At 60.6% G+C, this 10,052-nt stretch carries 11 protein-coding genes; 3 read left to right on the top strand and 8 right to left on the bottom strand.

Going from position 1 to position 10,052, the window contains the following annotated elements:
* Nucleotides 1–291: 291 nt before the first annotated feature.
* From mobF to WFJ47_RS15605, 3 genes are all read right to left on the bottom strand, one after another.
* Complete coding sequence (gene mobF, locus WFJ47_RS15595; protein ID WP_061487238.1) at nucleotides 292–3,954, bottom strand: MobF family relaxase; 3,663 nt, start codon at nucleotides 3,952–3,954, stop codon at nucleotides 292–294.
* Nucleotides 3,954–4,274 carry a hypothetical protein gene (locus tag WFJ47_RS15600; protein ID WP_007284568.1) on the bottom strand — a complete coding sequence of 107 codons (321 nt, stop codon included), beginning with the start codon at nucleotides 4,272–4,274 and terminating at the stop codon, nucleotides 3,954–3,956. Before WFJ47_RS15600 ends, mobF begins: the two co-directional genes overlap by 1 nt.
* Before the next feature lie 442 nt (nucleotides 4,275–4,716).
* The gene (locus tag WFJ47_RS15605; RefSeq protein WP_180952909.1) at nucleotides 4,717–5,031 is read right to left on the bottom strand and encodes a hypothetical protein; all 315 of its coding nucleotides are present in this window, start codon (nucleotides 5,029–5,031) and stop codon (nucleotides 4,717–4,719) included.
* A 144-nt stretch (nucleotides 5,032–5,175) separates the two neighbouring features.
* Between WFJ47_RS15605 and WFJ47_RS15610 the strand changes: the two genes are divergently transcribed.
* Genes WFJ47_RS15610 through WFJ47_RS15620 form a run of 3 tightly spaced genes read left to right on the top strand, consistent with a single transcriptional unit; the run spans nucleotide 5,176 to nucleotide 6,994 of the window.
* Nucleotides 5,176–6,075, top strand: coding sequence for a hypothetical protein (locus WFJ47_RS15610; RefSeq protein ID WP_007284570.1), 900 nt, complete (start codon nucleotides 5,176–5,178; stop codon nucleotides 6,073–6,075).
* Entirely contained in the window at nucleotides 6,063–6,722 is a 660-nt protein-coding gene (locus tag WFJ47_RS15615; protein ID WP_007284571.1) for a hypothetical protein, read from the top strand. The genes WFJ47_RS15610 and WFJ47_RS15615 overlap by 13 nt, the downstream gene beginning before the upstream one ends.
* 44 nt (nucleotides 6,723–6,766) lie before the next feature.
* Complete coding sequence (locus WFJ47_RS15620) at nucleotides 6,767–6,994, top strand: hypothetical protein (RefSeq protein WP_007284572.1); 228 nt, start codon at nucleotides 6,767–6,769, stop codon at nucleotides 6,992–6,994.
* Here WFJ47_RS15620 and WFJ47_RS15625 read toward each other — a convergent pair.
* The 5 genes from WFJ47_RS15625 to WFJ47_RS15645 form a co-directional block, all read right to left on the bottom strand.
* The gene (locus WFJ47_RS15625) at nucleotides 6,959–7,531 is read right to left on the bottom strand and encodes a DUF2726 domain-containing protein (RefSeq protein ID WP_070097778.1); all 573 of its coding nucleotides are present in this window, start codon (nucleotides 7,529–7,531) and stop codon (nucleotides 6,959–6,961) included. The genes WFJ47_RS15620 and WFJ47_RS15625 overlap by 36 nt on opposite strands.
* Before the next feature lie 43 nt (nucleotides 7,532–7,574).
* Entirely contained in the window at nucleotides 7,575–8,642 is a 1,068-nt protein-coding gene (locus tag WFJ47_RS15630) for a Fic family protein (protein ID WP_007284574.1), read from the bottom strand.
* A 12-nt stretch (nucleotides 8,643–8,654) separates the two neighbouring features.
* Nucleotides 8,655–8,864 (bottom strand): antitoxin VbhA family protein, encoded by a 210-nt coding sequence (locus tag WFJ47_RS15635; RefSeq protein ID WP_007284575.1) that lies wholly within the window; start codon nucleotides 8,862–8,864, stop codon nucleotides 8,655–8,657.
* Between the two features lie 207 nt (nucleotides 8,865–9,071).
* Nucleotides 9,072–9,491, bottom strand: a complete 420-nt coding sequence (locus WFJ47_RS15640) for a single-stranded DNA-binding protein (protein WP_007284576.1) — start codon at nucleotides 9,489–9,491, stop codon at nucleotides 9,072–9,074.
* Nucleotides 9,492–9,857: 366 nt separating this feature from the next.
* Nucleotides 9,858–10,052, bottom strand: a 195-nt coding sequence (locus WFJ47_RS15645; RefSeq protein ID WP_336764241.1) for a hypothetical protein, incomplete at its 5' end; no start/stop codon positions are given.

Here is a 10,052-nt window from a genome sequence, read left to right on the forward strand (position 1 = left end):
TGGACAGTCAGCTCTTCAGTTCTCAGTGAAAATCAACAGTATAAATGGTCTAAATCATCAGTATCGTGTTACTTCGGCTGTCGGGCATCCACCGCATTTTGAGCATTTGAGGCGGTCAATGATCCGATAGATGCGAGTGGAAGCCGGAATCCCCCGAGCAGTTGCAAACTGACCGAGAGGCTCGACAACGAAGTGGCCGCAGCCGCAGCGAATGCGGAAGATGCAGTCTTTCCGGTAATGGATCGTGTCGATTGGCTTGGGACGCTCATAATTTGCCGACATGATCCTACCTTATAGGCGCGCACTGCGCCGTTTCTTTTGTTTTTCCTGCGCTTTGGCTTCGGTTTTGCGCGAGAGAATGGTTCTGACCTTCGCTTTCAAGGCTTCGGTCATCTCACGCAACCGATCCATCATACCTTTTCGGTCCTTCATGACTTCAGCCGTGTTTTTAAGGCCCTCGGCTGCCTTCTGCTCATGCCGGCGGGTTGAGAAGCGGCCTGCCAGAGTAGCACGTTGCTTGCCCTTTCCTTCCCGTGCTTCCAGACCCTGTTTTGTCTGCTGCATAGCGCGTACGGTGCCACGCCGGATATTTTCCGCTCGTTCCAGAAGGGCGTGTGCTGTCTCTTTTTCGGGCTGGCGCTCGAAGTTCCGGATGATATTTTTCAGGACATCGGTTGCGGTAATTGTACGCTGATCCCCCAGAGGCCGTCGGCCGGCAATCTCGCTCCGTTCAGCGCCATCCGATGTGACCATAAAGGTCTGCTCCCGGTGTCGGCTGGACGAAGTGTAAGCACCGAACGCCGTGACATTCCGTGACCCGGCTGGAATGGCAAAAATATGCTCGGTGACGGTGACACCCTGGCTGGTATTGGTGGTCATCGCGTCCCCATAGGATAGTAGAAACCGACCGGTTTCCTTATCCTTGAGGGAGTCCCATTTCACCAGTCCATCCCGACCATTGGCCCCTCGCAGAACCAGCCCCTCTTCGCGTACGTCACGGACTTCAACCACAGTGCCGTTGCGGCCGAGATTCCCGCCTGAATTGGTATCGAGGAAGCGGGCATTTGTCCGCTGGAACAGGCGAACCTTGTCGCCGCGTGCCAGGGACAGGTCATAGGAGGTATTTTCTCCGGTAGCCTGTGCCTTGATGGTAATCAGATCCGCGCTGATTTCCCCAAGCTCACGCCGGCGATCACGGATCGCGCGGCTGATGTTGTGGGCGTCAGCATTCGTCGGGGTGGAGATCGAAAGGGTGTATTTGTCGCGATCGGCATTCTCCGTACGGCGTTGCTGCCAGAGATCGACCACGGCCTTGATGGCTTCCTCGTAGCCTCCCGGTGCAACACGCAGGGTTCCATTTTCCGCCTTCCGCTTGACGGCTTCCTCGGTTTGCCCGTTGCGAAACATAAGGGTGGTTTCGCGCTCTTCCTGCTGAATCTGGCGCGTGGACGTCCCCAAGAGGGGTATGTTTTCCTTGCCAAGCCCTCGTTGCAGTAATTCGATAACCGCGCCCGCCTCAACGGACTGCATCTGTTTCGGGTCGCCGATCATCACCAGCTTGAAGCCGATGTCCTCTCGCTTCCTGAGGATGTCATTGAGCTGGCGTGTGCCCAGGAGGCTGAGTTCGTCAACGACGACGACGGATTTCTTGGTGAGTTTGAGCTTGCCGCTGTCGATCCGGCGCAGGAAGGATTCCAGAGCGCGGGTCTTGGCGACTTCCATACCCGTAGCAGACAGATCGTCGGACTGTCGCCAGGCCAAGGCGATGCCGTGAACGTCCCGGCCCTGCTGCTTCCACGCGGTTACGAGCGGCTTCAGGAGTGTGGTTTTTCCTGAACCTGCAACGCCGATCCCCACGACGACCTGACCGCCCTTCCCTAGATCCTCCATCATCGTGCGTTGGGCCTGCCCGTGCGCGCTCTCGAAACTGAGTTCGGGATGGGCCTTGACGGCCTGGTCAATCTGCTTGTCCGTGAGCGCGCCGCTTCGATCCTTCGCGGCCTCGCGCGTCATGCGGATCAGGTCGCGCTCTTCGCTTTCGTGAAGGGCGGTCGTGATTCCGACCCGCTCTCTGCCTTCCGGGTCTTTGACTTCTCCCCAAATCAGGGAGGTTTGACGTCCGTGCTGGCGGACGCCGCGATTGCGCATGGCTGCGGTCACGGCGTTGATGTCGGCTGCTGTGTCGATCCCCGCTGCGATCAATCCTTTGGCGGCGGCGATCCGGGCATCAGAACCGTCAAGAGATGCGCGCTGCTGAAGCTGCTTGTCAAAGACATGCTGTGCAGCTTCATAGGCGTGTTCCAGGCGCTCGGCCCGATCGCGCTCGGGTGCGATTTCATCGGGCCGGAGAATGCTCCGGTGCTTGTATCCGATCTCTGCGGCCGTACGCTGCCATGAGGCCATGTCGGTAAGATCGTCCGACTTCGCGCCGCGCGGATCTTGCACCCCTTGCTTGATAAGGCCGATTTTGCGCTTGGCATCGAGGGTATCCCAATCAAGGCCCTGCCCTGCCGCATAGGCACGCGCGGCGGCCGTTCCTGAAAGTGTGCGGCGGCTGAACTGTTCACAGACACTCTCGGGAATGGCTGCAACCCTGCCCATTTCCGTCCGCTCGTCCAGCACCATATCGACCCCCTGCTTGCGCAGGTTCGTCGCTAGGTGGGCCTGATAGACGGCGCCCCACTCCTTGACCTTGCCGTTAAGCTGATCGAGCCACAGGCCGCCCATGCGGCCCTCGTCGGTCAGTGCCGCGTTCAGAATGGCAGTATGCGTGTGGAGCTGCATATCGCCTGGCACCCGGCCCCCTCCCTGACGGAGCGTATGCAGCTCGGTAAAGACCTCGCCCTGGTCGTCTGTCCGGATGACCTCAACGGTCGGCCGTGCCGTATAATGATCGAAGGACACCCAGCCGATGGATGCGGGGTCCCAGCCATCTTTTCCGGCGTCGCCTTTCCGCGCACGTCCGATCACCTTTTCCACTTCCTGCATGGTTGAGGCGATCGCGTCGTGATGTGCCTGAAGGATGATTCCGCGCTCGGCTTCTGTCGGGGCGAATGCCCATGCAACGGAAACCGATTTGGGGGCGGAAAAGGTGAAATCCACATACCCGATCCGGGCGCGACTGGTGTCCATGCGCTCGTGATATTCGGACACACTCAACTCCTGCCCGTCGGCCATACGCCCGGACAGGATGTTTTCGCGTTGGTCATTGGTCAGGCTGGCCGCATCGGCACCAAGGACGGCCGTAAAACGCCGTACAGCCCGTTCAGCTTTCTTAGCAGGTATATCGCCGCCAGAAACCGTCTTGCCCGCCAGAACGGCTTCCAGTTCGGATCTCGTGGGCAATCGGCTTTCATCCATCTCGAAGATTTTGCCGATTGCTTCCGTGGCCGATCTTTTCGTCTTCCCCGGAATATCCTGTCCGTCTGCTCGTTGCCCGTTCAGAAGGTGAGCGACTTCGGCCGGTGTCAGGCCCTTCGTGGGGTCGATCCCAAGTCGTGCGGCCAATTCGGGATTCATGTCCCGGCGTGGGATGGCTGTCGCACTGCTGTAGTCGCGGGCGGCGCTGGCGTTGCGGATCTCGCTATCAAGTGCGTCGGCAGTGAAGGGCACGGCGCGTTGCTGCAACAATTCCTCGGCTTTGGCCCGGTCGATCAGATTGGCCGCCACGAAGGTTCCGGCTGCGCGGACTGCCAGCACGTTGTCCGAATCGGACGTGGCTTCTCGCAGGCGGTCGATTTCCATTGCCAGCGTGTCGGCCAGGTCATCCATCCCGCTCGTGGTGCCGGCATAGCGGGTGGCAGCGGCCTCGGCCGGGGTCGGGGGTCTTACACCCTGCGCGTAGTACTCCGCCATCACGGCCATCTCGGGCGGAAGGGTCTGCTGAAGCAGGTGCTCGCTCATGGCCTTGGCGGCGGACGTGGCCCCGGCCGCGCCTGTCCGATAGGTCAGCATCAGGGTGCCGGGGTATCGGACGCCTCGTGACCGGAAGCGACAAGAAGAGACGCCATATCATTCATGCTTTCGGCCATTGTGTTGACGGCCTGGGTATTCTCGCCCACGGCGGCGGTCAGGTTGGTGAGGGCCTGCGCGACCGGAGAATCCCCCGGCTCGTCTCTGGCGGCTGCCAGCACTTCGGTCAGCATTTCGGTCTGCGCCTGAAGCGTGTCGAGCATCATCCCGAGGACGGTCTGAATGGCCGAGAGCTGCTTACCGTGCTCTTCCAGCGTATCGGAAACATGGGCGAGATAGGCCCCGTCGGTGTCTTTCGCCATGAGGGTTCGGGCTCCTTATTCCCGGCATTATCACGAAAACGTGAGCAATGAATCGGAAGGCGATGCGCCGGAATCAGTGCCTTCTTTTCGCACCTTTTCACCCCATGCGTCTAGCATGACTTGGTCTGTAGAAAAAACGCCACTCCCCCCTCACCCTCCTACCTCTCATGGAAGGATACGATAGAGGCCACGTATCAGGACACGAAAGAGGACACATCAGAGGATACGTTAGAGGGCACTCTAGAGGCTACGGAATAAAAAAAGAAGGTGACGGACGAGAAGAAAAATGCAATTTTTCTCAAGCCATGAAAAACGCCAACAGACAGACGATCCGTGGAGTTCCGAGCAAACGTCCTCGCACTGAAGAGGAATTGCAGGAGGCTGCGGATCGGTTCAGCCAGGACTGGACCCCACAGGATCAGGTGATGCCGTGGATACGCGCTCATGAGCCGGAGCTTAGTGCGATGGTGAGTGCGGGCTGGTCCTGGGATGATGTCGGCCGGGCGATGGCTCGTGCGCGCATCACGTATAAAACCGAGGTGCCCATGAAAGGGTCGATCTTGCGCGCGAAAGCGTACAAGGCGCGGAAGGACAGGTCAGAGGCGACGACAGTTCGAGCGGTTCCCGCGAGAACGCCAGTCGTCTCGGGAGGCGTGAAACCGGCTCCTGCTGCCTCGTCCATCAGACCGTCAGCGGACCCCTCGCCTGCGTGGCTGGAACAGGCCCCGGAAAGGGAGGAAGGCGAACCGGAGTTCAAGCCGATCTCACTGCGAACCCCTCTGCCCCCGACAGCCGAACCCAAGGCGGTAAAAACGCAAACGGCTCCTGAGCGGCCGAAACGCTCAAGAGCCGATGCTTTAGCAATGCTAACTAATCGTCCTGTAAAGACTGAGGAATCATAATGAGCGACACGAAATCAGGCAACAAAAACCCTGCGCCTGCTGCCAAGAAGCCGGTCCAGCCTGCGAAGTTCGATCTGAACCAGACACTCGCGCAGGAACCGGTCTTTGACGTTAAACCCTTCACGCCGCGTAAGGTCGAAGAAGCCGAGCCGGTGATTGCCGAGGGCATGGACCTGAGCGGCAAGACGAAGATCGTCTTCGTCAACGGGCGCGGCAAGACCGGCAAGACCACATTCCTGCGCTGGGCGGCCGAGCGTGCTCTGCTGGGCAACCGGCCGATCCTCATGGCGGATCTGGACCCAACCAATGCGTCGTTCTCGTCGTATTTTCAGGACGTGGCGCGACCGAACACAGACGATCCGGCAGGCGTTGCGCAGTGGATGCAGCGGTTCATCGAATACGCGGTCGAAAACCAGACAACGGCGGTTCTCGATCTTGGCGGCGGCGACACCACGCTGCGCGAGACGGCGGCCGAAATGCCGGGTTTCGCATCAGCGATTGCCGAGGCCGGCGCGGTTCCCGTCCTGATCTCGCTGGTCGGGTCGCAGGTCGATGATCTGGCCCCGATTGCAACACTGCGCGATCGCGGGTTTTCGCCGGACGCGCGGGCGATCGTGTTCAACGAGGCATCCAAGGAAATCGGTCACACGCGCGATCAGTCATTCGGCCGCCTGCTGACAAGCGCCGTGGTCGTGGATGAAGTCACGGACGGGGCGGTCCCGCTGTGGATGCCCCGGCTCAATGCGGCGGCAGCCGTCGAAAGCCGCCGGAGCCTGTTCAGCGCCGCGCGCGACGGCCTGACCACGCCTCCCCTCGGGATGTTCGACCGCTCAAAGGTCCGGACATGGCTCGAAGCGATGGACCGCCGGTTTGCTGGGATCATGTCATGGCTTCCGTAAGCCAGGACGAACCGGCAGACGATTTTGAAGGCGCGATCGCCAGCGCAAGACAGGATCTACAGTTGGCGATTGCCAAGGCGCACCTGACGGATGATCCGTTGGGTGTTGCCTTGCACGCGATGTCCGAGACGCTGGGTGCTCAGGCCGCGCTCTACAAGGCGACGTTCAACAAGTATCGCGACATCAGCGCGGACCTCGATCGCGCGCGAAGCGATGCGGTCGAAGCTGGACGGCTGGAACTTGAAGGCCAGAAAGCCGGTATCGTTCAGGAACTGGCTCCCCAACTCCTGAAGCTGACCGCTTCGCAGGTGAAGGTTCAGGAACGCACGGTCAAGCTCAAGACGCTGCTCATGGCGGGCGGCATTGCCGGAGTGCTCGCCATCACGGCGGCCTGTGTCGGATACGGCACGGGCTGGAAAAACGGCAGGACGAACGGTCTTTACGACAAGGGGGCGCTGTTCGCGGCGCTACAGGAGCATGGCCCGGGCGCTGAGACGGCCCTGATTGAACTGGTCCGGAACAACGACATTCCGGCTGTCCTATCGGCCTGCCGCGCTCATGCTTTCGATCAGGGCGGGCGACAGGCTTGCGCCGCGCCGCTCTGGCTTGAGCCGCCTCGGCCTCCTGCTGCACAGGACAACAAATAAAGTCAGGGACACGGCATCATAAGGGAGGGCAGACTATGCGGAGAATGTCACTCAATCCGGGCCTGCGGCTTGCGCTTCGCCCGTTTGCCTCCCTGCTGGCTTTTGCCGTCGGCCTTCCGGCCGCCATATTGGCGGTGCTCTGCTTCATTCATGGTGCGTCGCTGCTCTGGTCAGCCGGAATCCTCATTGCGTACAAGACATTCATCGCGGGCGGAGTATGTGCGGCGCTGGCTGCTTTAGCGCGCTGGCCGCGCGAGTACCTGACGCGCTGACGGACCGGGCGCGAAGTGCCCGGAAACGTCGAGCGTCATCGACGGTGTAAAGCGTCGCAACGGAATGTTGAGGGCTTCCATCAGATCGTTGACGAAGCGGTCGCGGTCCTGCCGCTGTCGCTGCTGGTGGCTTCTATCATCGAGTTCGATGGCAAGGACCGGCCGCCCCGTCGCCAGTTCGATCACCACGAAATCGAGACTTTTACCGGCTACCCGATTCAACGCCTCGGGAAAGCGGCGTGGATCGACCACGATGCTTACCAGCTCCGCAAGCCGCACCTGCGGGCAGACATAGTGTCCGGCCGGAATCTGCGCCCGAAAGGCAAGAAGGGCACGGCGTTCCCAATCCGATAGAAGGGCTTTGGGCTGATAGCGTTTGCGCAGGATAGCTTCCCGCCCTGTCTGGTTCTGCTCGGGCGGTTCCTGCACGCTCTCGGCCGGCGTGTCGGCCGAGAGCGTCGCCGGCGTTGCCTTGCCAAGCGGTCGGCGGCGGACATGCCATACGACCGCACCAATTACGCAGGAGCCGCCAATCAACCAGAGCGTTTCGAGAGAAAGAAACAGGGCGCGGTCCTTCCGGTTAGCGGAGCTTCGGGCCTCGCGGTTTGGCCGCGGACGCGTCCGGTTCCTTCATAACGCCTGCGGGGCTGGATCGCGCACCCTGCCCTTTCTGCACCTGGCCGGACCAGTAGCTTGCAGCGCGCTGGCTGGTGGCGGGCTTTTCCTGCGCTGTGCGGTCTGCCGCTGCTGCGGAGAACCCGGATTTGACAGTCACGGTCACGTCGTCGCCGGCGGCCGCCTTCTGGCGGCCGAGATCTTGCGTCGGTACAACGATGATGCCCTTTCCCGTGTTCACGCTGCTGCTGTGCGTATCTGTGGCGACCAGTACGCCCGTGATCTGTTCGCCGGGACGCGCGGTCCGCACGTCCTGGGCCAAAGGCTCCGCACCCTGTTGTCGCAGATGCTCAAACGCTGTCCGAAGGGCGGCCACCCTTCCCCGGTCCGTCGCGTCCTCGACCAGATGACGCATGGCCGGGTTGGCAGGGTCATCAGCACCCGCGATGGAGGCGGCCAGCATTCGCGGCTTGGTGATAACGGAGAAATCGACATCATGCCCGTACTTCTGCCCAAGCGTGGCGATGAAGGCTTCCTGAACCCGCCCATTTCCCTCGCGGAAAGGATGGACAAAATTAAGCTCGGACATGACGCGACCGGCCACGGCGGAAAACTGCTCGACGTTAGAGCCCTTCAGGACATCGGGATCACGGATCGGCCGGAATGCCTCGGCCAGCCCGCGATCGAGCCTCGAACCCGGCAGGAAAGTCGTGCTGCCCTTGGTCATGAATTCGATGGGCTCGACCGGTCGTCCATCCACAACGGGCCGCTCGTTGCGCGTATGTCCGGCCCATTCGTAAATCTCGCCGAAGAGATGCTGGTGAATGGCTTTGAGGTGCGCCGCATCGAAATTACCGGCCGGGCCTGAACCCAGCCGGATGTCGATCATGCGGTCACTGGTGATCCTGTATTCGGCCCGATTGAGTGCCGCGCGCGACCGTAGGTCCAGCCGGTTGCGCAAGACATCCTGTTGATCCGGATCGTTGGAATTGGTGGGATAGGTATAACCGCGCCCCGGATCGCCGGTACTCATGGCGGCCGCGGATTAGCGACCGGCCCGGATGGCGTCGCGCATCTCGCGGCGCAGGTCTTCGAGCGAAATCACGCCCCGGATATAGCGTTCGTTCGCCTCTTCAAGAACCGGATCATGGACGTATCCCTGCCGGTAGTTTGCCGCCCGGGCTTCCTCGACGGCGCGACGACGCTGCGCGGATTCTTCTGCGCTGATCGGTCTGGCGGAAAGAGTCTGTCCCATCACGCTCGCTCCTGACTGGTAAGCGGTCATAATAGCCGATTTTGCAAGCGGAACCAAGAATTTATGGGGATGGTGTCGCCGCGTGTCTGCATCTTGCGAAGCAAATATGGGAGGGTAAACCCGTCACGCGACGACACGATAGCATGTGCGCGAACGGGCCTGAAAAAGCAAGTGAAGAGCCGCCCGAAGACGGCTCCCCTCCCCTGCTTATTTCCGGTCGAACGGATCTTCTCCCTCCCACTGGTCGGCCGGTGGAGCATCGGCCCCCTGCCCGCGCTGCTGTGCGGGACGGCCCTTGAATTCGAAATCCGTCGGATCGACGTACCAGATCGTGACATCATTGGTTGCGCCCTGCGGCCGGAAAGTGGCCGAACGCAGATCGCCCCGGACCTCAACCTGCCGCCCCTGTGTCGCATTCTTTTCGACATACTCGGCGCGCTTCTCCTGCCGGAGATCGACGCGGACTTCGACCCATTCGGTCAGCTCGCGCCAGCCGGTTTCGGACTGCTGCGAACGCACATTCTTCGAGCACGCTACGCGGAAAACCACATATCCGCCGCCGTTGCCGAACGTCTTGCGCGTCGCATCCTTGCCAACACGACCAGAGAGATTGATGGATGGGAACATGGTTAGGCTCCTTCAATGATTGATAAGTGTGAGGCAGAACATCAGCGCGACGAAGCTGCCAAAACAGCAACAGGCAAGAGCGCGACATAGAAGACAGCGCGGGTTTTCCAGATCGCCTTCTGACGGAGCCTCTGGGACTTCCGACAGATACGCGGCGGCAAAGAAAACAAAGGTTAAAACACCGAACACTCCGGCGAAAACAGACAGATAGACATCTGACATAGGGTTTACCCTCCCTCCACCGAGCGGCTGGGGACTGGCCCCGGCTTTCCGCCCGGTGTTCTTATTATATACACGATATAATAAGGGAGAGGCAAGAGAAAAATGCAGTTTTTCACACAGATAATGGCGGTTTCCCGCCAAAAATTACCCTTGCATCCGCCCCCTCAAAACCCCAGCCTTTCGTTCGACCTGCCAGCGGCAGGGCGAAAGGCAGCGCAGCGACGCCTTTCGTTCTTTAATCGCGTGCAAGGTCTCTCCAGCAAAAAGACCGAAAAACCCGTTTCTATGTTCGGTTGAGAGCCGTTTCTCCGTCCCGGCCTGACAATAATCCTGCGACGC

Source organism: Asaia sp. VD9 (genome assembly GCF_037150015.1).
Lineage (GTDB): Bacteria > Pseudomonadota > Alphaproteobacteria > Acetobacterales > Acetobacteraceae > Asaia.

Excerpts from the sequence above, each read along its gene's own strand:
- mobF (WP_061487238.1), bottom strand. The coding sequence starts at position 3,954 with ATGCTGACCTATCGGACAGGCGCGGCCGGGGCCACGTCCGCCGCCAAG.
- WFJ47_RS15600 (WP_007284568.1), bottom strand. The coding sequence starts at position 4,274 with ATGGCGAAAGACACCGACGGGGCCTATCTCGCCCATGTTTCCGATACG.
- WFJ47_RS15610 (WP_007284570.1), top strand. The coding sequence starts at position 5,176 with ATGAGCGACACGAAATCAGGCAACAAAAACCCTGCGCCTGCTGCCAAG.
- WFJ47_RS15615 (WP_007284571.1), top strand. The coding sequence starts at position 6,063 with ATGGCTTCCGTAAGCCAGGACGAACCGGCAGACGATTTTGAAGGCGCG.
- WFJ47_RS15620 (WP_007284572.1), top strand. The coding sequence starts at position 6,767 with ATGTCACTCAATCCGGGCCTGCGGCTTGCGCTTCGCCCGTTTGCCTCC.
- WFJ47_RS15630 (WP_007284574.1), bottom strand. The coding sequence starts at position 8,642 with ATGAGTACCGGCGATCCGGGGCGCGGTTATACCTATCCCACCAATTCC.
- WFJ47_RS15635 (WP_007284575.1), bottom strand. The coding sequence starts at position 8,864 with ATGGGACAGACTCTTTCCGCCAGACCGATCAGCGCAGAAGAATCCGCG.
- WFJ47_RS15640 (WP_007284576.1), bottom strand. The coding sequence starts at position 9,491 with ATGTTCCCATCCATCAATCTCTCTGGTCGTGTTGGCAAGGATGCGACG.